This window comes from Peribacillus simplex, from assembly GCF_900156045.1.
Lineage (GTDB): Bacteria > Bacillota > Bacilli > Bacillales > DSM-1321 > Peribacillus > Peribacillus simplex_D.
In genome coordinates this window covers 1-22344 of the sequence record NZ_FTMX01000019.1, presented here as the reverse complement: position 1 = coordinate 22344, position 22344 = coordinate 1, and the positions used below count along the sequence as shown (strand labels likewise).

Genomic DNA, 22344 nt, shown 5'->3' with positions numbered 1-22344 from the left:
GTGCTTTTTCACCTTGATTCCAATTTACCCAGCTGCCAGCCTAAATCAAATGAAGGATTAAAAATGTCAACAAGCTGACTTCCCGCCTATCCTACCTAGAAGAAACCTTCATAAGGAGACGGGAAACATCAGCTTGTTATGTAATCCTATTTGACTGGATCTTCCCCAACCGAACGGGCGACTTCTATCATTTCTTCCTGTGTCAAATCCTTTGATGCAAGCATATAATCGACACCTTCAAAAGTCCATGCAATCGTATTCCCTGTCATGGCTCCGACAGTATAACCCAAATCAACCGGTTCTCCATTCACATTCGTCGAAACGGATGTTTGAACTACCTCAGCTTTTTCCTGGACCAATGTAAAACTTTTTGTACCCTCATAGGTCAAAACGACACGTTCTCCTTTTTCCGTCGTAATTTCTTTTTCTTCCGTTAAATTCATATCACCAATATTTTCAGGGTATTTCACCGCAAACCCCTCATTTTGGACTTCTGCCATAACAGGCGCTTCAAGTTGTGCACTTGTCATGTTTTTCTTCATATCAAATGAATCTTTATCAAAAGTCGTATCGAATTTAACTTTTGAGAATTCAACGAGAACCAATGCAGTCTTATCGGGGTCCATGACTTTTACACTGACTGGGGATAAATCCTTTTTGTTTATAGTAATCTCTTGATATGGCAACATTTTATTGTTTTGGTAGCGCGTTTTCGTTTCAAAGACATAATGTTTATCCGTTTCTTTATATGTCGCACTTTTATCTTCCGTAATGTCTTTCACCAACGACTCGAACAAATAGGCCTGACTGCTGTTCTCCGGCCACTCGCTTTGAAATTTAAAACTTTTATTCAAAGCTGGCGTCAAAACATATACACCATCATCATTTTTCAATATCATCTGGCTTTGATCCTTCTCTTCATTTTTCAGATTCACGCGGTAAAAAGAAGGGTCCTTATGCCAAATCTCCACATTATACACTTGAGGTTCCGTCCCCATCTTTAATGTCATCTTCGCGTTAGCTTTATATCCTTTCATTTCGCCAAGCTTCTCATTCAATTCACTCACTACGTCACTCTGTGATTTTTGGCCGCAAGCAGAAAGAGCAAGCAAGAGCATGATCCCTGCAAAAAGCATTACCATCTTCTTCATCTTTTCAACCCCTTTTTGTCATTTGAACGTAAAAGGGAGAGGAAAAGGCAGGATCCGGACATTGGCTCGACTGATGTCTTAGATTCCTCGGTATTTTAAACACGGACCAATTCTAAGATCCGGCTAAAAACTTTTCGAGAGCACCTACTCTGCCATGTACCTTTTACCGGGCCTTGTCTCCCTATAGCACTAAATGTATATGAGACAACCTTAAGGTTTATGACCCGATCGGACAAAACTCCACTCACCCTTCAATTACGACTTGCGCAACCGCATAATCCCTGCTGTGGCTAATCGAAAGATGGACCCCTTCAGAAAACGGCTTCGAAATCACCGGCTTTCCTTTATCATCCGAGATGATTTCAATATCCAAAAAGGATAAGTGCTTACCGATCCCTGTACCGTTTGCTTTTGAAAAAGCCTCCTTTGCTGCAAAACGCCCAGCAAAATACTCGACCTTCCTTCTTCCATTTAACTTTTCGAAAATCAAGATTTCACTTTCTGTTAATATACGCTCCTTTAAACGGGGCTGCCGATTAATCAATGTTTCCATTCTATCCAACTCAGTAATGTCCACGCCTATACCTTTAATCACTATTACACCTCTTCTATTAATTTAATAAGTTGCATATTATTAGGAGGACTCTTTTACCTGAAAATGATAATATTGTATCTAATTAAAAACGATATTAAGGAGGAATTTATGTTTACAAGAACAGAAGGCTTCCGAGAATACGCAAATTCATACCGAGCTGTAACAGGGCTAATACTCATTATGATGATTGTATTCGTTCTCGTCCTTTTCCCCATTTTTCCCGGCAATGTACTCTTCTATTATGGCACAGGTGTTAACTTATACATTGCTGATGGACAATGGTGGCGTTTAATCACCCCCATCTTTCTACATAGCACGTTTACACATTTACTGTTTAATGGATTCTCCCTTGCCATCTTTGGTCCATTCCTAGAGAAATTACTTGGCACCGTCAAGTTTTCAATCTTCTTTTTATCGACAGGGCTCCTTGCCAATATCGCAACCTTCCTAATTAACCCACTGACATATAACCACGTAGGTGCTAGCGGAGCAATTTTTGGTTTACTCGGATTCTTTCTATATCTTGTCCTGTTCAATAAAACCAATTTTACGAACAACGAAAGAAATACAGTATATACACTGACCGGAATTGCCGTTATCATGACTTTCATTCAACCGCAGATCAACGTTGTCGGTCATTTGGCTGGATTGGCAACCGGATTTTTAACAGCTCCATTATACTTAAGAAAAAAATGGTAGGACAAACAGCCGACTCTTCCTTTAAATCATTGGGAGTCGACTGTTTTTTTAGGTAAATACCATGATTTAATTATTAGGCAATCCTTTTCTTCCACATCAGCAACCACACCGACCCGGGAGTTGATTCCTGATTTAATCGATGCTGAAATCGTAGCTAATTCCTTTCGATTCTGAAACCAACTTTTTTTATATGTGATTGATTGAATTCTGCTTCTCTGCATGATTAATGTTTGCTTTGAGAAAAAACGGCTGCTCAGTAGCAACAAATTCCCTTCTATGCTCCATCCTGCATCCCTATATTGCATGTAAGCCCAAAAAATCGCCAACGGTACAAGCAAAAGGGAAAGATAACCCCAAGGTCTGAAAAACCATACCAAGGCACATATGATCGGGATGAGGTATAGAAACTTACGAAACACATACCGGGAAAGCGCACGCTTAGGTATCGGTGTCATCTCAGTGGTTGTTTCATAAACCGGTAAAATTTCCAGCACTTTTTCATGTAAATGCTTCTTCCTGATTAAAGGGAACAGCATGATCGATAGACTTTCTTTATCTTCCATACTGCCTCCCGCATACTCAATATAAACCGTCGCCAATCCCAATGGCTTTCGAATCAAATTCTCCATGATCCGGATACCCTGTATTTTATGGGTAGGGATTGTCAGCTGTCTTTTCTCGAGAAGCCCTCTGGAAATAATGAGTTCCTCATCCGTTTTTATCACGGTAAAGGAAGCATATTTAATTACCATGCTTAATGTGGCCAGTACATATACCACCAATAAAGCCACTAGGGCAAACAAGGTCAGAATGATGGTTCCCATTTCAATAAAATCTTCATAATCCTTAAATATCTTCTCAAAAGGTATCATTTCATCGAACTGTGAAATAAATGCGATTGCTCCAGATAGGAAGACACCCACCGCTCCCGAAGTGGCAGCCATAACGAATAGTTGCGGCAGCGTCTGCTTAAAAACGGAAGACGATTTTGCTGCATGTTCATTATCCGCTACTTCATCTTTATCTTTATCAAAAGGATTATTCGCATTTTTTTCCTCACTAATAAAAGCATTGATTCGCTCTGCATCACTTTTGCTTATGGCTGATAATACGGCATCGGCCTGAGACCCGCCTGCCGTTTCAATATTCAACTTCACCAGGCTGAATATCCGCTGGATGATGCCCTCTGAAATATCTATGCTATGAATCCGATCAAACTTTATATACCTTTTCTTCCTTACGAAAACCCCCGACTCAATTCTGAATTCTCCCTCTTCCATGCGATATGTAAAGCGTAACCATTGAAGGAATGCATTACCTATGATTAAAAGTATAATAATGGCTATGACCAGCGGTTGTATCCATCCAGGAATTCCTTCATTCTTCCCAGGAATGACGACCACTAATAAAAAAGGGATGACTAACTCCTTAATCGATTTAATGATGTTAAGCAATACAGCTATGGGGTGCAGTCTTTTAGGTTCAGACATCTTCTTCCTCCACACTTGCCATCCTGGAAATATAGTGCCGCAATTCATCTGCCTCTGTTAGATCCAGGGCAGGGATAACATGCAGGGTCGCTGCAGTCGAAATTTCAACGGAGGCTAAATCGTATTTCCTTAATAATGGCCCTTGCTTCGTTTCAACATGTTGAACCCTAATCATGGGTATGAGTGTTCTTTTAATGACGAAAATACCACTTTGGATATCAATTTCGGTATTTCTCACTTCGTAACGCCATCTCTTCCACTTCACCGATGGAATCAGAATAATGGCCAGATAGGATTGGATTATCGAAATCATGATCAACGCTCCAAATACCCAATATGTCCAATCAAATATGATTGTAAGCACGAGTACGGCGATGCTTATAATCCAAGTTATTGAACAGCTTATGAGACCACTGATTTTCCATACGGTCAAGGCCTTATTCGATATACGATTTTCAGGTTCCATGTGCTTCTCCTCTTCCGGACAGGTAATTTTAATGAACCTTCATCATCCATCCTTCGCTTTCATCCATTATACTATAATTAAAAGCTGGGAATTAACCCCTTTTAAATAAAGACTTTGAGCAGTCCATCCAAAAACCGCCTGCCTTTCGGATACCATAATGGAGATGCACACAAAAAATGCCGCTCAAATGAGCGGCATTTCCAATTCAATTAAATTTTATTTGTTTTTTCCCTTTTTTGGCTCGTGCTGCGGTTTCCGTAACCATTCGACTTACGGTTCGCGCCAGGGCGTTTACTTGATCCGCTACCGTAATCTTTTCTGCCTGAAGAACTGCGGCCATTGCGCTGTCTGTTACCTGAAGAACTGCTGCCACCGCGATTGCGACGCATTGGAGATGGAGATTCTTCCGTTAACTTGATAGGAGTTTGATCCGGTTCTTTTGTCATTGACTTAAGCATCGCTGCAACTAAGTCCGCTGCGCTATGTTTTTGTAATAATTCTTCCGCTTGACCAAGATATAATGTTAAATCATCATTCTCGATTGTATTAAGGATTTTTTCCGTTACTGCTTTTTGTTGACCTTCCAACGCTTCAGTTAACGTAGGAGTCTTAAGTTTCACCATACGTTTTTTCGTTGTATGCTCAACCGCATGCAGTTGTCCTCTTTCCCTTGGTGTTACAAACGTAATGGCAATACCATGTTTACCTGCACGTCCTGTACGCCCAATACGGTGAACGTAGCTTTCTGGATCTTGTGGGATATCAAAGTTGTATACGTGAGTAACGCCGGAGATATCAAGTCCACGTGCAGCCACATCAGTAGCAACGAGTACATCGATGCTGCGGTCTTTAAACTTTTTCAATACAGAAAGGCGTTTTGCCTGACTAAGGTCACCATGAATGCCCTCAGCCATATAACCGCGGATATTCAATGCTGATGCCAATTCATCCACACGGCGTTTCGTACGTCCGAAGACGATGGCAAGATCCGGTGTTTGAATATCGAAAAGACGTGCAAGTGTATCAAATTTTTCACTTTCTTTTAACTCCAAGTAATATTGTTCGATACGATCCACTGTCATTTCTTTTGCTTTTACACGTACAAGAACGGGATCCTGCATGAACGTTTCAGCAATTTTACGGATTGGTTCAGGCATTGTAGCTGAGAAAAGCAATGTTTGCCTTTCATCAGGGACTGTTGAAAGGATTGATTCGATATCCTCAATGAATCCCATGTTAAGCATTTCATCCGCTTCATCAAGAACTACTGTGTGAACTCCGCCTAATTTAATGTTTTTACGTTTGATATGGTCTAAAAGACGACCAGGCGTACCAACGATAATATGTGGTTTTTTCTTTAAAGCACGGATTTGACGGTCGATATCTTGTCCACCATAAACCGCAAGCACACGAGCGCGTTTTCCGTAACCAAGCTTGAAAAGTTCCTCGGAAACTTGAATGGCAAGCTCACGTGTAGGTGCGATGACGATTCCTTGCACGTTTTCGTTATTGATATCGATGTTTTCCATCAATGGAATACCGAAGGCCGCCGTTTTACCTGTACCTGTTTGTGCTTGACCAATGATATCTTTACCTTCAAGTGCTAGAGGTATCGTTTGGGATTGAATCGGGCTCGCTTCTTCAAATCCCATTTTTTCTATTGATTTCATGGACGTTCTATCTAATCCTAATTCGCTAAACAATGTCAATGTTTTCGTACTCCTTTTTATATCGTAAATTTACACGTGCATTCATGGATCATGCACAGATGTTTAGTTCAAATCCTCATCATCATGACGGATGTTCTACTTAATCTCTTATAAAAAAGTTTATCATTATCACCTAAAAGTATGTCTGCCTTTTAGTTCAAATGAACTCAATATGATTTTTTAAAAAGGAAATATACCAGTACGGACATTCACTGGCATTTTTAACTTCGCGCACGTGTAGACTTATCATTAACATACGCTCATCTTTTTAAAAGTACATGTAACCAAAATTAAATTCAATATGGAAAATTAAAAGTAGCATAAACGGGTGTTTCACCGTTTTATTCAGGTGAGGGCTGCTGCACCTATTATTCATCAGACTTAAAAAGGCTGTATGAACAAAACTTGACGAGCGCCAAGATTCTTATACAAAACAGGCCCGGTGCGTTGAGGATTTGCAGAAGTGGAAAAGCGCTAAAATGCGGCTTGATTCCCAATAGCTACTAAAGCCGCCAAGAGATGCAGCTTTTATATATGACCAGACGCGCGGCCTATTTAATCTAAAATAATCTCAAGAATGAACTCATGAAACATGTAAGAACATACAATTTTGTTGCCTCAACCTGATTAATTTTAAATAATCATCAATGATAAGACATTTAAACTCATACTCATATTACCATTTTCAAACTGTTAATGCAATAAAGGATATCGCCTCATTCAGAGTTACTAAAAACTTTAGATCGTTTCAAAAACGAGGAAATTGGGTAGTCCCGCCTGATAATTGTGCAGCCTGATTTACTCATCACTAGGTTTACCTTAGTTACGATATCCATTCATGCCTAAGTGAATTCAGACTGGAGACATTCGGAAGAAAGCGGGATTTCTGAAACCGACTGGAACGTTTTTTAAGGGAGAATCTGTTCCAGTTTAGGAGGAATTCAGTGACTTTGTCCTTTTCTCTGATGAGACCATTCCACTTTAAATGTTTTGCAAAAACGAACATCTATTTATTTATATGATATGTGTTTAAATCAAATAGTTTCAATAAACCTTTTTCAGGAAGGATTATTCACCCCATTGGAAAAAGAAAGGACTTATTGTGAATCCACTTTGAATTTCCAGGTATATGGAATCGTTTTTTTTTTTGAAAATTCCATCTTTTTACCTAAAAATTATAGTAAATAAGTCTAAATGCAGTATGATTGACCTATCAACAAAACAACGGGGGGTTATATGAATATATTCACAATAGATGTTCCTTTATGTAAGGATTTTGGTCGAATCTTAAAGAAAATGAACAAGAATGTCACCTTTTTGGAGGATCCACTCAATCAAAGTCATCTATTCAAGGATTCAACGGAATTAATGAAGTCATTATTTATTTTACCTTTACACATATCAAAAGATTCTTGGCAGGAAACTTCTTTGTTTGCCTTAGCTGAATCTCACGAAATCCCTATCTTATTCATTTACAAACGCGCTTTAGGAATGGAGACACCTCCGGCATTACCAGAAAAGACCTTTTATGAAACCATGGCGGTCCCTGCCGATTCAGCAGAAGTCAGGATTAAATTAAATTCACTCAAAAACATCAGCATGCAACTGTTTTCGGCAAAAATGAAGGGACAAGAGCTTGAAAAGATACGCCAAAAATCAGCAAGGAGCCTGCGAATTGCAAAGGGCATACAGCTTTCAAATTTACCTTTGTCGATCAATAATGAAGATATAGAGGTCAAAGGTCTTTCCCTGCCTTCGAGTGAACTTTCAGGGGATTTATTTTACTGGACGGAGGTTGATGACAGGATATACGGCTTCATAATGATCGATGTATGCGGAAAGGGCATCCATACAGCACTTATAAACATGTCCATACGGACTTTGATGCCCGACCTATTCAAACGTGTAAAAGACCCCATTTTCATAACAGAGGAACTGGACAAACATATGCGGGACCTATTTCAAGGAGTTAATCGGGAAAACAAAAACCATGCTCGCTTTACAGCTTTCATAGCATACATGAATACAAAGGATCGACACATCGAATATGTGAACTACGGATTTCCTTCAGCCTTCTTGTATTCCCCAAGCACCAACCAAATTCTCAATTTAAACGAAGGGGCCACCCCAAGCGGACTGATTCCCGAATTGCCCATAAAAAAAATAGTCTTTCATTATGAACCAGGAAGCCGTTTCATCATCTATACAGATGGACTCTCTAAAACGCCCACTCCTTCAGCCTTTGACCGGTCTGACAATATCAAGAAGGAATTTATTGAAAATATCCATCTCGATACAAATGAGCTTCTTCAGGAGCTTTTGGTCTCAAGGATGAGGCATTCAGTGATTAACGATGACATCTGCATTATTGCAGGGACACTTTTTTAGGTACGATAAAAAAAGGCCGTTTCAAAAAGAAACGGCCCTTTCTACTCTTTTTTATTTTTGTAGGGCTTGAACGACTTCCTCCAGCTTCATGCCCCTGGATGCTTTAACGAGAATGATGTCATTTCCCTGTGTAGAAGACTTAAGTTCCTCTATAAGCTCCTGCTTATCTTGAAAAGGACGAACCTGCTCCGATGAAAAAGACTTGCTCGCTCCCTTGGCAATAAACTCGGCTAAAGGACCAAACGTGAAGATCTTATCAATCCGCTCATTGGAAATCAATTCACCAATTTTCAAATGAAAGTCTTTTTCCTGTGGCCCTAACTCCAACATATCTCCCAATACAAGGATCTTTTTCTCGAATCCAGATAATCCCTCAACCAACTCCACTGCTGCCTTAACTGAAGTTGGACTGGCATTATACGCATCATTGATGATCTTCTGCCCTTTTGCGCCTTCGACCAATTCCATCCTCATATTAGTTAATTGAATGGTTGACAGACCTTTACGGATCGCTGAATCTTCCACATTGAATTCTTTAGCAACCAAGATGGCAGCCAGTGCATTAAGAACATTATGATTGCCTAATACGGGTATCTCATAATTGACTTCCTTTTCACCACTTGAAATTGTGAACGTGGTACTGTCTGCCCCTTGGCTTATGGTCTGTGGATATAAATCATTTTGTTCCGTACGTCCAAATGATATTACGTTTAAATCAGGAAAATCCTTTTTGATCCGATTGCGAAGCAATGGTTCATCACCATGATATATCAACGTTCCATCCGTCGCCAAACCTTCGATAATTTCCAACTTTGCATTCGCGATTTCCTCGCGTGATCCTAAATCCAATAAGTGTGATTCACCGATATTGGTAATGATCGCTACATCAGGCTTTGCCATTTTGGATAAGAACTCAATTTCACCGCGGCTGCTCATTCCCATTTCCAAAACGGCCGCCTCAGTATCCTCTTCCATAGAAAGCACCGTTAGTGGTAAACCTAAATGATTATTGAAGTTTCCATTGGTTTTATGAACTTTATAAGTAGTGCCCAGCAACGCAGCCGTCATATCTTTCGTAGTCGTCTTACCGTTGCTGCCTGTTATCCCAATGACTTTTATATTCAACTGTTGACGGTAAGCACGCGCCAATTGCTGAAGTGCTTTCTCGGTATTTTCGACAATGATTATCGGTAAATCATTAGGAGGATTCGGAACATCCCTTTGCCAAAAAGAAGCAGCAGCTCCTTGCGCTAAAGCTTGCTTGACATACTGATGGCCGTCAACCTGCCCACCCTTAAGCGGAATGAACAAACATCCTTCCTTAACCGTTCTTGAATCGATGGTAACCCCATTAATTCCTTTGGACTGGAATGGGCTGATATCATTCAATCCCTCTGCCATTTCATGTACTTGTTTTAACGTTCTCTTTATCATTTTGTTCCTCCTACATTCATCGAACCGTTAATCGCTCTCTACTTCCAATAACCAAACGAAGCAGAAACCAGTTTAAATCGCACCGGTTCCTGCTGATTGGAATCCATCAAATCAACGTTTGATGGATTGTGAAGTTTACTGCTACATTACTTGCATGATCAAACTGTGTATTTGATTTGTTGTTTTTCCTGATGACGTTCCAAGGCAAGTTTCACGAGTTCTTCAATTAGCGCTGGATAATCGACACCTGTGTGCTTCCACAATAACGGAAACATGCTGAAAGGAGTAAACCCAGGCATTGTATTCACTTCATTAATATAGATTTGCCCTTCATTAGTTAAGAAGAAATCAGCGCGAACCAATCCAGAGCAATCCAATGACTTAAAGGCAGTAATGGCCATTTCGGATAAAGTTGCATACTCGCTTTCCGAAATCTCCGCTGGAATGACCATCGCTGAATTACCATCTACATATTTTGCTGAATAATCATAGAAGGCAAAGTCCTTCTTAGGGATGATTTCGCCTGCCACTGAACAAGACGGTTCATCATTACCGAGAATACCAAACTCGAGTTCACGAGCAACGACCCCTTCTTCAATGATGATCTTCCGATCGAATTGAAAAGCTTCCGCTACCGCTTTTTCCAGTTCATCAGCATCGTTACATTTGCTGATACCGACACTCGAGCCTAAATTGGCAGGTTTGACAAAACAAGGGTACCCCAATTCATCCGCTACCTTTTTAATGGCACTTTCTTTATTCTTCTCCCATTCAGAACGAATGAACCAAGTGTATTTCACTTGCGGAAGTCCCGCCTGGGCAAAAATGTTTTTCATGATGACCTTATCCATTCCTGCTGATGAAGCTAAAACGCCATTTCCTACATAAGGAAGGTTCAATAGTTCCAGCATCCCTTGTACGGTCCCATCTTCTCCATTTGGTCCGTGAAGCAATGGGAAAATCACGTCATAGCCTGTTGATTCACTATTTTCATCAGTTGAATGTGCCTGCAAGGCAAGCGGCGAGCCCGATTTTTCCGGTGAAAATGTCAATGCCTCCACATTCTCAGCAGGTCCTGTTAACTTTGGTCCATTAATCCATGAACCCTCTTTTGTTATGTAAATCGGATATATATCAAACTTTGCTAAATCGAGAGCTTTAATGACCGCTAAAGCCGTCTGCATAGAAACCTCATGCTCCGCAGATTTTCCACCATAAAGCAAACCAAGTTTAGTTTTCATGAGTTATTACCCTCCAATATTCTTTTAACCATGTTCATTGTATCACTTTACACTAAAACGGATAAAGCGAAACTTCCATCATTGGGGCTTTTCCAATGATGGTTAGTTGAGCCAATCGGGCATTTACAGGCTGTTAGCCCACTACATTTCTTTTTCATTACATTCGCCATCGCTTCCCTTACAGCCTGTTAATGCAGATAAAATCGCCACACCCTGTGCGTCGCCCTCTCTTATCTTTTATGCATGAGATGGTAAGTCTTACACCTGAAAAATTCGAGGATTTCAAATAATCCAATCCACGAAATTGGGATCATCAGGAGGATGATGTATTTTTAATAACGCTTTCCCATACCTTTTCTTTTCGATAGAAGATAATGAAAGCATCGGGCTCATTGATATCTCTATCCGAAAAGTCATCATGCATCTCATCCATGTTTAAATAATCCCCTACGACCCATGCAGGTATCTCAATTTTCGTTCTTGTATACTTTACATCCCGAAAGGAAAAAGCGAGCCCCTCTGCCAGAATATGAGCCAAGGAAGAAATGATTTCTGCCGGAATCGCCGTCAACTCTTTTTTCTTTCTGATTCCAAGCCACGTCCTCTCTACTTTTAGCGGCTCCAGCTTTAGCGGAATCAGGCTTCCTAACATCATATAATACGTCGAAAGAGAACGAAAATAAATTTTATTGAACCAGCCATCATCCTGCGCAAGGTACACTAAGTGATTATTCAATTTACGGAAAAACGGGGGACTCAGATGGGTTTTAGCATGTCCTAAATATAAGAGTTCCGCTATTTCCCTTCCATCCAGTTCATCCAGCCCTTCCGCCTCTTCAAAATCGACCCAACAGAAATCTCCATATGCCCGAACATTTTCTTTAACGAGCTTCGCAATATCTTCAGATGAAGCGCTCTCAAGCAGAACATTCAAATTGTATTCCCCACCATCGAATTGATGCTTCAATAATAAGATGGAATCCAAGGAATTTGGCAGCGAATAGACGAATTCTCGAAAATTAAGTCCATTAAAAAGGACAAACCGTTCGGAAGCCTGCATATGCATATATAAGATATCATTGCTATCATTCTTCATAACCTGACCCCCTCCGAGCTCTCAATCAATAATGTTATTTTATCAAACTTTTGGGTTTTCACATAAGTTATATAGCTCCCAATATTAATCATCATCAGCATCGTGTAAATAGTGCGAAACGTGAAATCCACATTATAGTAATAAATACATTGGAGGAAGTGATTTGGTGTGGAGGTAAACAAGATGAAAGGCTTTATGAGTTTGGGGATATATTGATAACTGGAAAGACGCTCCAAGAAAATGCTTACCCCATATCCCAACTCAACTTGAAATACTTGATTGCCATAAGGAAACAGGGTTTACAGTCATCCAGAGCTTCTACCTAAGTGAATTATTCCATGAAAACGATGATGTCCACGCCTTCTCTTCCGAATGCCGCTTCTGGATCGTCAATAAATCAGGAAGTGCATTTTAATTCAAAAAAAAATCCAGAGTGACATTTCACTCTGGATTTTTTTCATTAAGAAACTTGCTCTAATTCTTTTTTGGAAGGAGGGTTGAATTGACCTTCCCATTTAGAGATGACGATTGCTGCAAGTGAATTACCGATAACGTTTACTACTGTACGTCCCATATCAAGAATACGGTCGATACCTGCAATAAATGCTAGACCTTCAATAGGAATACCGACAGTTCCCAAAGTCGCTAAAAGAACTACGAAAGATACACCCGGTACACCCGCAATCCCCTTGGACGTGATCATTAACACTAGCATTAGCGTAATTTGCTCATACGCGCTTAAATCGATTCCGTACATTTGAGCGATGAAGATAGCCGCTAACGCTTGGTATAATGTAGAACCATCAAGGTTAAAGGAGTATCCAGTCGGAATAACAAATGTAGCAATATGTTTCGGACATCCCGCTTTCTCCATTTTTTCCATGATTTTCGGAAGAACCGCTTCTGAACTTGCTGTAGAGAACGCAAGGACCAATTCTTCTTTTAGAAGTTTAATCAAAGTAAAGATATTGAATCCGACAAATTTCGCAATAAGACCAAGAATGACTATTACAAAGAAAATCATTGTTCCGTAAACAGAAAGCGCTAACTTTCCTAACGGAATTAAAGATTCCAAACCGAATTTGGAAATAGTCACACCGATTAGTGCAAATACACCGATAGGAGCGAATTTCATGACCATGTTAGTTAGGTAGAACATTCCTTCTGCTACACCTTGGAAGAAACGGAATACTGGTTTACCCTTTTCACCGATGGCCGCAATACTAAGTCCAAACAACACGGAGAAGAAAATGATCGCTAGCATATCGCCTTCTACCATGGCTTTAACTGGATTGGATGGCACAATGTGAACGATTGTATCTACGAACGATTCATGCTGCTTAGTTTCGGCAGTATCAACATAGGTAGAAATATCAGTTTGTTCTAGCTTGTCCATATTCACACCAGCACCAGGCTGGATGATATTCGCTGAAATTAAACCAACAGCAATCGCTACCATAGTTACCACAACAAAGTATGATATTGATTTAGCACCTAGTTTACCTACCGCTTTCAAATCACCTACACCAGCAACAGCAACGATAAGGCTTGAAACGATGATCGGCACTACAATCATTTTAATCATTCGTAGGAAAATGTCTCCGAATGGCTGTAAAAAGTTTTGGGCCGTCTCACTACCATAAAAAATGGCACCAACGATAATCCCTAAAATTAAACCAATGAAAATTTGGCTAGCTAAACTTAATTTGAATTTCTTCATTTACTTTCCTCACCTTCCATAAAGTCTTTGATGCAAAAACATTTTTGTCTCGGTAAGGGAAACAAGATACTAATAAAAGAAAGTAATTTTTCTTTTTTTGAAAAACTCTGTCTTTACGCCGAAAAAAAAGACACTTCATGTGTCGATTTCTTATAGGCGTGAATATTCACACATGTTCCCTTGAAGACGCTGACGAGGTTAGCTGTCGGGTTAGGATTGGAAACACAAAAAGCCCTTTCATTTCTGAATTCACCCCTAGCGGATAAAATCCACAAAAATGGGTCCCCCGTTCTTGGAATAAGATTAAGCGAGTTAACTTATAATAAAATATTATACTAAAAATGATAATCTGTAAATATTTATTCGCATCCGTTCTAGAAAAAGTCCTTAAACATGTCTGAATATTCTGTATTAATAGCTATTGTATCTATAATTACTCTTCCCGATTTTCAATCACATAAGTTATATTGATATAAATAATTGACACCACCTCTCTTGTTGAAGGAACGGTTATTTTTCCAAAATGCCAAGTAACAGATATCTTACTTTTTCCCTAGAGGTGAATTTTTTATAAGTTGCAACTTTCACTTTTTCAAATTCAATTGGAGTTATAAAATTGGAATGGTTCTTCACTGCCACATTCGGCTTCAGCAGGATGACGTCACCTACCGACGGTCCTTCTATGATTTCTTGCTTTCCTTCTGCTTTAAGCCCTTTTTTAATGTAATGTTTATCCACATATCCTTTTTTAGTCAATTTGTAAATGTAAGGCTGTTTTTGGTAATGTACCGCCTCTATAGGAACGGAGGGTACACCGGCTTTCTCATTGGTTATTACGGTAAGATCCACTTTGGACCCCACCAACAATGGTTCCGTTTCTTCGCCTTCCGGTTCGATTAAAGCCTGAAATGGAAATTTGTTTTCTTTTTTTAACGACGGCTCTTCAGCTGGATAGGAATGGATTCGGCCTATCGATCCTTTCAGTGCCTTTATTGAATCAGAGTAACTTGCTTTTATAGTCATGCCCACTTTGGCTTTTTTCATTTCCTCTTCGGAGAATTCGCCTGCAATTCCCATATTTATAGAAACAATGGATATAATGGGATTATTCAGGTTTTTATTGATATTTTTAACTACACCATCAGCCTCGCTCGTCGTCACGATCGCATTGGACTGCTCCTCAATTGAACTTAATTTAGCGTCAAGCATTTTCACTTTTTCATTCAAACTGTTTTTTTCCAGTTCCTGCTTGTATATTTCTTGCTCAAAGCTACTTTTAATAAGATCCGTCGAGCTTGTTGTTAAATCAATACTCAAGTTTTTTTCCACCGATTCATCAATGCCCGCTATTCCAGAATCACTGGTCAGGGTCGCTTGATATGACCTCAACTTGCCTATGTATTCTTCAATCCCTGCAATTTCTCCCTCAGCTGCCGTTTTCTCCGCTTCTAAATCCGCTTTTTGCGCATCAAGTTCGGTCGTCGTATACTCAAACAACGAGGAGCCAGCCGTAATCGCATCGCCTTCTTTAACAAGGAATTTCTTAAAATCATTTTTCTTGGTATCGAAATAGATATCATACTCTTCTACAGGTTTTATTACCCCATTTGTTTGAATAGTATCCGTAATTGTATCCTTTTTCACCTTTATCCAGTTTTCAACTAAAACTGTTCGTTCCACTTTGCTTTCTTTTTTTTCAAGAAGGTATATGTTAACGGTTATTAAGACTATCGAAGCAATCGAGACCGCTGTTATTTTCCATTTCCCGCTCATTCTTTTCACCCGCCTTATACAAATACGCCTACTTGGATGTATGCTAAAAAGGCTTTAACAAACCATGTGGCCAGATAGAATAGAACAATCATTAAAAGGACCAAATAATTATTTCGTTCTGAAAACTCCTTTAAATAAAAATATTGCAGAGCAATGATAAGATATTGAAAAATGGTGATTTCGCTGAAAAAGTGAATGAAATAATCACTTCTGAGAAAATACTGACTGATGATCCCCAATGAAAAAGGATTGGCATCGCTGCCTATATCCATTAAAACGAATAGAGGAATCAGTAATGTTTTTTCCACTAATTGCAAACCAAAAACAATCATTTGAACGATGACTAATTTTATATATGGGATATCAGTAACGATCCAAAAGTATAGAGCTGCTAAAAATATGTATATGGAAGGGTCGAGTATGCCTGTTATTATATTGCCGCTCAAAATCAGCAATTTTGCTGCTTCGAATTCATTGGCACTCATCGTCGTGATTTCTTTGGAAAATGATTCTGAACCAATGCCAAAATATCCCCCAATGGCGAATACTATAAGACTAAGAAAATATAAAAATAGTAATTTCAATCCAAACTTTGTGACTGCCTCTGCATTTTGCAGCTGATAACGACTCCGATAAGGCTCTAAAATGCCTTTTAACAATCCGACCTGGTACACCATATGTGGTCCTCCTGCAAAAAATGATATTTCATCATATATTTTATCTTATTTTGGAAACAATTGCAGAAATAAGGGATGAATATACAAAAAAAACACATTAGCCTTTCCCATCCAATATAATCCCCCACACCAATTTGGTGTTTATGCTGACAATAGAAAGAATTGTCTTCCCTATCCCCCCGCTTTTGAAACTCATAAAAAAATGAAAAAAGAGGCTATACGCCCCTTTCGATACAGCCTTCATATATTCAACAAATAATCCTTCATCATTAAAATAAGCTTTGAACTCAACGGACTTCTTTTTTTATTTTTTTCCAAAAATAACAAAAGACTTTCCAAGATGATGGGGCTTGGCCTAACTTTTGAAAACTCTTCCTGGATCGCCTTTAAAGCCTCCATATTCTTATTTGTTTCCATTCCCTCTTCCTTACGTGTTTCCACTTCCAGCATCCTGACGATGATCGAATGAATTTCCTCTTTTGGGCTCATATCCCGCATCGAGCATCCTGGCAGGGGAAATTGCTTCAATAATGGATCTTCCTTGCTCTGCAGGCTTGCGATGATGGAATCCATCCGGTTCAATATGAAGCTAGGTAACAATTCCACATCGAATGCATTTTGTTTCCTGATCAATATTCCGATATATCCTTTGAAAAGAGAATCCAAAATTATGGTGCAATCCGGCAAAAGATCAGCAGGAAGCCCCGGGTATAACTCAATGATTTTTCGCTTGAACCAAATCAAGCCCTCTTCATGGATATAATGTAAAAATCTATCCAATTCTTTGCTGATATGAACCATTTGTTCCTGCATCATCATTTGAATCAAGTTGGTATTTCCCGTCATATGCTCAATGTGAACAGTGATCTGCCTCATGAATTTGTCTTTACTGGACAATGAAGCATCCAGTTCAAGGTCAAGCAATGAGTCCGTCAGCGCTTCATAATAAAATTTAAAAATGGAGACCAGTAATTCTTCCTTCGATTTAAAATGATTATAAAAAGACCCCTTTGCTATCCCACATTTTTCAGCTATTTCCTGAACGGAAGTCGCATGATAGCCTTTCTCCGCGAAAAGCTCTACAGACTTATCTATGATCATCTTATTTTTTTCTTTCATCAAATTCATCCTATCTCTTAAAATTCTCCGTCATTGACCAATGGGTCAATTCTTTCAAATTGTATCCCAAAACCCTTGGAATCACAACATTAACACTACCGGATATTATCTGTTGCAATCATAATCCATATACTATATATTTGAGTTTGTGACCGACTAGTCACAATTTATGTATGGAGGGTACAAGCTTGAATTCAATAATTAAATTTTCATTAAAGAATAAATTGGCAATCTGGTTGCTTACGATCATCATCGTTGCAGCTGGTTTATACTCCGGTTTAAACATGAAGCAAGAAACCATTCCTAGCATCTCGACTCCTTTAATAAGCATCTCCACTGTATATCCTGGAGCTGCACCTGAAGAAGTAGCAGATAAACTCACAGACCAGATAGAGCAGAAAGTAACAAATTTGCCAGGAGTCGAATTAGTCAGTTCTTCGTCCATGGCTAATGCCTCTTCCGTTCAATTACAATATGATTATGATACGGATATGGACGACGCTGTAAAAGAAGTGAAAGAGGCTTTAGAGAAATTAGAACTTCCCGAGGGAGTGGATGCCCCGAGCGTATCAAAATTAGAATTAAACGCTTTTCCGGTCGTCGCACTCAGTGTAACAGATAAGGGTTCTGATTTACCAGCTCTTACAAAAAATGTTGAAGAGGTGTTAGTGCCTAAACTTGAAGGAATCGATGGCGTGACATCCGTATCAATTTCCGGACAGCAAGTAAATGAAGGCAGCCTTGTATTCGACGAGGAAAAAATGGCTCAATACGGGCTTGATGAAGATACCGTAAAGAAGGTTATCCAGGCCGCAAACGTCAACATGCCCCTTGGGATATATAACTTTGATGATAAAGAAAAAACGATCGTTGTGGATGGAAACATCTCCACATTAAAAGACCTGAAAAATATAAAGATACCTTTAACCGGCGGCTCTCAAACAGCTACGCCAGCACAAACCGGACAGGAAAACAATCAATTATCTCCTGAAATGACAACAGGTCCTGCCCAACTGCAAAACGTCAAATTATCAGACATTGCCGATGTTAAAATTACTGGTAAAGCTGAATCGATTTCAAGAACAAACGGCAGCGAATCGATTGGGATTCAGGTTACAAGATCTCCCGATGCCGATACAGTTGCAATCGTGGACGAAGTAAACGAAGAAGTAACGAATTTCAAAGAAGATTTTAAAGGCGTTAGTGTACACACTACGCTTGATCAAGCCCAACCGATTAAAGATTCTGTTGAAACCATGATCAGCAAGGCACTCTTCGGCTGTCTGTTTGCCGTCATTGTTATCATGCTATTCCTAAGGAACTTTAAAACGACTCTCATTTCCGTCATTTCGATTCCATTATCCCTGTTAGCAGCCCTTTTGGTGCTCAAACAAATGGATATTTCGTTGAATGTCATGACACTGGGGGCCATGACAGTTGCCATTGGCCGAGTCGTCGATGACTCCATTGTCGTCATTGAAAATATTTATAGGAGAATGGCTTTAAAAGGCGAACAATTAAAAGGCGGCGAATTAATACGATCAGCCACTAAGGAAATGTTCATCCCTATCCTTTCATCGACAATCGTTACTGTGGCTGTATACCTGCCCTTAGCAAGCGTTACAGGACCTGTCGGGGAACTATTCATGCCATTCGCCTTAACAATGGTGTTTGCATTAGTCGCTTCATTAATAATTGCCATCACTCTTGTTCCGGCAATGGCAGACTCTTTATTTAAAAAGGGACTATCTAAAAAAGAATTAACATCACATGAAGAAAAACCAAGTAAACTATCTGCATTCTATAGAAAAGCATTAGATTGGTCGTTAAACCATAAGTTGATCACTTTCGGGACAGCCATTGTATTATTGGTAGGCAGCTTATTCCTAATCCCAAGCATCGGTGTCAGCTTCATGCCTGCAGATGAAGAAAAAACGATTATCGTCACCTACACTCCCGCACCTGGAGAGTTAAAAGAGGATATTGTAAAACAAACAGAAAAAGTAGAAAAATACTTCATGGATAAAGACGATGTGGAGACCGTTCAATACACACTTGGTGAAAGCATGATGGGCGGCATGATGGGCGGCTCGAGTAACTCGGCTCTCTTCTATGTACTCTATGATAAAGACACCGAAAATTTCGGGGACAAAAAAGAAACGGTCATAAAGGATTTAACTGAACTTGATTCACCTGGAACTTGGAAACAACAAGAATTCACGTCAACATCAAGCAACGAAACCACTCTATTTGTTTACGGAAATACACAAAAAGACATTGAACCGGTAATTGACGATATTCAAAATATCATGAAGAAAAATAAAGATTTAAAAGATGTTGATACAAGCCTTTCCGATGCTTATGAGCAATATACACTAGTTGCAGACCAGGAAAAGCTAAGCGATCTTGGACTGACAGCTGCACAAATTGGTATGTCCATTGCCAATACGAATAAAGATGATGCTATAACTACGATTAAGAAAGATGGAGAAGAAGTCAAAGTATATGTCGAGACAGAAGAAACGACTTTCGAAGACAAAAAAGATCTTGAGAATACGAAAATTCCTTCTCCAATGGGAATGGAAATCCCATTGAAAGAGCTTGTGAAAATCGAAGAAGGCAAAGCTTCCGATACAATCAGCCGCCGCGATGGAAAAATTTATGCCGACGTGTCTGCAACAATCAAAACGGATGATGTGGCAGCAGTAACAGCTGCAGTACAAAAGGAAGTCGATAAATTAGACCTTCCCGCAAGCGTCTCTATAGACTATGGCGGAGTGACGGAAGATATCCAGGAATCATTCACACAACTTGGTATCGCTATGTTAGCGGCCGTTGCTATCGTATACTTTGTGCTAGTCGTTACTTTCCATGGTGGTTTAGCGCCAATAGCCATTCTCTTCTCCTTACCATTTACGGTAATCGGGGCATTGGCAGGGCTATTCATTGCAGGTGAGACCATCAGCGTTTCAGCAATGATGGGTGTCCTGATGCTTATTGGTATCGTCGTAACCAATGCCATCGTATTAGTGGACCGTGTTATCAAGAATGAAGAATCCGGGCTATCTACCAGGGAAGCTTTACTCGAAGCAGGATCGACCCGACTACGCCCGATCCTGATGACTGCCCTTGCCACAATCGGCGCTTTAATACCTTTGGCAATCGGTGCGGAAGGCAGTGGATTAATATCACAAGGTTTGGGAATTACCGTTATCGGCGGACTTGTGAGTTCTACAATGCTAACACTTGTAATAGTGCCGGTAGTATATGAAGTTATAATGAAAATAGGTAAAAAGAAGAAAAAAACAGTTAAGTAAAAAATCAAGAAAGAGGGGATTCCTTATATTGGGAATCCCCTCTTTCTTGATTCAATAATTGATCAATATCCTCTTAATATATTAGCCCTTCGTACTTCCAGCCAATTTTGCCCAAACTATATTCACTCTACTTTTAACCTTTCCCGTCTCATAAGACAAAACGTCCCATTCGTCATTTCCATGGAAATTTGTTTGTTTTTAAAAACCTTATTTAAACAAAAAAGGGAAAGAACCCGCTTTCCCTTTTAATTTCTATAGATTAGTGTTTGGTGAAAGTTTGATCTATCGCATTTGCCAGATCCAGCGATTCTTCTTTTAGATAACGCTTCGTTACGTTTAAATCTTTATGACCGGCGAGCTTTGAAATCGTTTGTATATCTATTCCATTATCCACTAACCTTTGGCAAAAGGTATGTCGCAGTTTATGTGGATGCACGTTGTATCTTTTTAATATATATTGAACTGACCTTGGAGTGATCCTTTGATTGTAACTTGAGATGAATAATGGATCCGCTGTTTCTTTTAAAGAATAAAGATAATTTTTTACATGTTGTATAGCCGATAGTGTAAGGGGAACGGATCTATCGATTTCACCTTTTGCGTTCCTGACAAGTATATAATTTCGCTCTGTTTCCATAATGACGTCACGGCCATTTAAGTCACATAATTCTGAAACACGAATTCCAGTATGTAACAAAAGGTAGACGATGGCGATGTTCCTTAGATTTCCCTCTGCTTCTATATCCCTTAACAGGATCTGCTGCTCATTGATGCTTAAAGTTTCAGGTACCTCAAGCTTGTGCTCCTTAACCTTACGTTCCACAGAAAGCATTACTTGCGGTTTGCCTAAAAATTTAAAGAAGACATTTAGGGCGATGTAGTGTTTTTCGATTGTTCCTGGGCTTTTCTTGCAATTTTCTAAATAATCAAGATAACCCTGAACATCTTCAGAATGAATCTCCATCAATATCTTTTGTGTCTGGTCACAAAACTGTGAAAGGACACCAGTATACGTTTTAATCGTATTAGCTGATTTACCTTGGTCTCTCAACCATTCAGCAAACGAAAAAATCATTTCATCTTTAGCAGAGGTATCCATCGGCCATTCCCCCAATGACAGTTTCAGAACTACGTTAAGTTTAACATATATCCCTACAGAAACGAAGAATTCTGTCCCTTTGTCTTAAACAGATACGGATAATACAGATAGCTGTAGAAATTCAGATACATTTATAGTATGTCCTACCATTTATACAGCATATAACTTTCTTTATATTACTTTTTTTAACCGGTTTAAATAAAAAGATATGGAAGGAATATCAACCTCAAAAAAAGACCAGCCAGGATGGCTGATCTTTTTGAATGGCTTGGCGGCGTCCTACTCTCACAGGGGGAAACCCCCAACTACCATCGGCGCTGAAGAGCTTAACTGCCGTGTTCGGAATGGGAACGGGTGTGACCTCTTCGCT

General features: G+C 39.5%; 16 protein-coding genes, 1 rRNA gene and 1 riboswitch. Of the genes, 3 read left to right on the top strand and 14 right to left on the bottom strand.

Features of this window, described 5'->3' with window-relative positions; genetic code table 11:
* Positions 1-146: 146 nt before the first annotated feature.
* Both BW986_RS28565 and acpS read right to left on the bottom strand, forming a co-directional pair.
* The gene (locus tag BW986_RS28565) at positions 147-1151 is read right to left on the bottom strand and encodes a LolA family protein (RefSeq protein ID WP_076373138.1); all 1005 of its coding nucleotides are present in this window, start codon (positions 1149-1151) and stop codon (positions 147-149) included.
* A 244-nt stretch (positions 1152-1395) separates the two neighbouring features.
* A complete protein-coding gene (acpS, locus tag BW986_RS28560) occupies positions 1396-1746 on the bottom strand; it encodes a holo-ACP synthase (RefSeq protein WP_053537119.1) in 351 nt (116 codons plus the stop codon).
* Positions 1747-1854: 108 nt separating this feature from the next.
* Between acpS and BW986_RS28555 the strand changes: the two genes are divergently transcribed.
* Positions 1855-2445 carry a rhomboid family intramembrane serine protease gene (locus BW986_RS28555; RefSeq protein WP_076373136.1) on the top strand — a complete coding sequence of 197 codons (591 nt, stop codon included), beginning with the start codon at positions 1855-1857 and terminating at the stop codon, positions 2443-2445.
* A 26-nt stretch (positions 2446-2471) separates the two neighbouring features.
* On the opposite strand, the gene BW986_RS28550 is transcribed toward BW986_RS28555, so the two are convergent.
* The 3 genes from BW986_RS28550 to BW986_RS28540 form a co-directional block, all read right to left on the bottom strand.
* A complete protein-coding gene (locus BW986_RS28550; RefSeq protein WP_076373134.1) occupies positions 2472-3935 on the bottom strand; it encodes a PH domain-containing protein in 1464 nt (487 codons plus the stop codon).
* Complete coding sequence (locus tag BW986_RS28545; RefSeq protein WP_076373132.1) at positions 3928-4401, bottom strand: PH domain-containing protein; 474 nt, start codon at positions 4399-4401, stop codon at positions 3928-3930. Before BW986_RS28545 ends, BW986_RS28550 begins: the two co-directional genes overlap by 8 nt.
* Positions 4402-4610: 209 nt before the next feature.
* Positions 4611-6110, bottom strand: coding sequence for a degradosome RNA helicase CshA (locus BW986_RS28540; protein WP_076373130.1), 1500 nt, complete (start codon positions 6108-6110; stop codon positions 4611-4613).
* Positions 6111-7346: 1236 nt separating this feature from the next.
* Between BW986_RS28540 and BW986_RS28535 the strand changes: the two genes are divergently transcribed.
* Entirely contained in the window at positions 7347-8498 is a 1152-nt protein-coding gene (locus BW986_RS28535; RefSeq protein WP_076373128.1) for a PP2C family protein-serine/threonine phosphatase, read from the top strand.
* A gap of 51 nt (positions 8499-8549) precedes the next feature.
* On the opposite strand, the gene BW986_RS28530 is transcribed toward BW986_RS28535, so the two are convergent.
* The 7 genes from BW986_RS28530 to BW986_RS28500 all read right to left on the bottom strand — a co-directional run bounded on the left by BW986_RS28530 (position 8550) and on the right by BW986_RS28500 (position 17558).
* Positions 8550-9932 (bottom strand): UDP-N-acetylmuramoyl-tripeptide--D-alanyl-D-alanine ligase, encoded by a 1383-nt coding sequence (locus tag BW986_RS28530; protein ID WP_076373126.1) that lies wholly within the window; start codon positions 9930-9932, stop codon positions 8550-8552.
* 158 nt (positions 9933-10090) lie between these two features.
* Positions 10091-11173, bottom strand: a complete 1083-nt coding sequence (locus tag BW986_RS28525; RefSeq protein WP_076373124.1) for a D-alanine--D-alanine ligase — start codon at positions 11171-11173, stop codon at positions 10091-10093.
* 313 nt (positions 11174-11486) lie between these two features.
* Positions 11487-12269 (bottom strand): hypothetical protein, encoded by a 783-nt coding sequence (locus BW986_RS28520; RefSeq protein WP_076373122.1) that lies wholly within the window; start codon positions 12267-12269, stop codon positions 11487-11489.
* A gap of 460 nt (positions 12270-12729) precedes the next feature.
* Positions 12730-13989 carry a cation:dicarboxylate symporter family transporter gene (locus BW986_RS28515; protein ID WP_076373120.1) on the bottom strand — a complete coding sequence of 420 codons (1260 nt, stop codon included), beginning with the start codon at positions 13987-13989 and terminating at the stop codon, positions 12730-12732.
* Between the two features lie 172 nt (positions 13990-14161).
* Positions 14162-14309, bottom strand: a riboswitch (cyclic di-AMP (ydaO/yuaA leader).
* Between the two features lie 190 nt (positions 14310-14499).
* The gene (locus BW986_RS28510) at positions 14500-15762 is read right to left on the bottom strand and encodes an efflux RND transporter periplasmic adaptor subunit (protein WP_076373118.1); all 1263 of its coding nucleotides are present in this window, start codon (positions 15760-15762) and stop codon (positions 14500-14502) included.
* A 14-nt stretch (positions 15763-15776) separates the two neighbouring features.
* Positions 15777-16439 carry a hypothetical protein gene (locus BW986_RS28505; RefSeq protein WP_076373116.1) on the bottom strand — a complete coding sequence of 221 codons (663 nt, stop codon included), beginning with the start codon at positions 16437-16439 and terminating at the stop codon, positions 15777-15779.
* Positions 16440-16679: 240 nt separating this feature from the next.
* Positions 16680-17558 (bottom strand): TetR/AcrR family transcriptional regulator, encoded by an 879-nt coding sequence (locus BW986_RS28500; protein WP_076373114.1) that lies wholly within the window; start codon positions 17556-17558, stop codon positions 16680-16682.
* A gap of 188 nt (positions 17559-17746) precedes the next feature.
* On the opposite strand from BW986_RS28500, the gene BW986_RS28495 reads away from it, so the two are divergent.
* A complete protein-coding gene (locus tag BW986_RS28495) occupies positions 17747-20875 on the top strand; it encodes an efflux RND transporter permease subunit (RefSeq protein WP_076373112.1) in 3129 nt (1042 codons plus the stop codon).
* Between the two features lie 259 nt (positions 20876-21134).
* Here the strand turns inward: BW986_RS28495 and BW986_RS28490 are convergent, their stop codons facing one another.
* Both BW986_RS28490 and rrf read right to left on the bottom strand, forming a co-directional pair.
* Positions 21135-21974 (bottom strand): tyrosine-type recombinase/integrase, encoded by an 840-nt coding sequence (locus tag BW986_RS28490; RefSeq protein WP_076373109.1) that lies wholly within the window; start codon positions 21972-21974, stop codon positions 21135-21137.
* 266 nt (positions 21975-22240) lie between these two features.
* A 5S ribosomal RNA gene (gene rrf / locus BW986_RS28485) occupies positions 22241-22344 on the bottom strand; the annotation flags it as partial.

Coding starts and splice junctions, on each gene's coding strand:
- BW986_RS28510 (WP_076373118.1), bottom strand. CDS start 15,762: ATGAGCGGGAAATGGAAAATAACAGCGGTCTCGATTGCTTCGATAGTC.
- BW986_RS28565 (WP_076373138.1), bottom strand. CDS start 1,151: ATGAAGAAGATGGTAATGCTTTTTGCAGGGATCATGCTCTTGCTTGCT.
- BW986_RS28555 (WP_076373136.1), top strand. CDS start 1,855: ATGTTTACAAGAACAGAAGGCTTCCGAGAATACGCAAATTCATACCGA.
- BW986_RS28550 (WP_076373134.1), bottom strand. CDS start 3,935: ATGTCTGAACCTAAAAGACTGCACCCCATAGCTGTATTGCTTAACATC.
- BW986_RS28505 (WP_076373116.1), bottom strand. CDS start 16,439: ATGGTGTACCAGGTCGGATTGTTAAAAGGCATTTTAGAGCCTTATCGG.
- BW986_RS28520 (WP_076373122.1), bottom strand. CDS start 12,269: ATGAAGAATGATAGCAATGATATCTTATATATGCATATGCAGGCTTCC.
- BW986_RS28490 (WP_076373109.1), bottom strand. CDS start 21,974: ATGGATACCTCTGCTAAAGATGAAATGATTTTTTCGTTTGCTGAATGG.
- BW986_RS28525 (WP_076373124.1), bottom strand. CDS start 11,173: ATGAAAACTAAACTTGGTTTGCTTTATGGTGGAAAATCTGCGGAGCAT.
- BW986_RS28515 (WP_076373120.1), bottom strand. CDS start 13,989: ATGAAGAAATTCAAATTAAGTTTAGCTAGCCAAATTTTCATTGGTTTA.
- BW986_RS28545 (WP_076373132.1), bottom strand. CDS start 4,401: ATGGAACCTGAAAATCGTATATCGAATAAGGCCTTGACCGTATGGAAA.
- BW986_RS28535 (WP_076373128.1), top strand. CDS start 7,347: ATGAATATATTCACAATAGATGTTCCTTTATGTAAGGATTTTGGTCGA.
- BW986_RS28530 (WP_076373126.1), bottom strand. CDS start 9,932: ATGATAAAGAGAACGTTAAAACAAGTACATGAAATGGCAGAGGGATTG.
- BW986_RS28500 (WP_076373114.1), bottom strand. CDS start 17,558: ATGAAAGAAAAAAATAAGATGATCATAGATAAGTCTGTAGAGCTTTTC.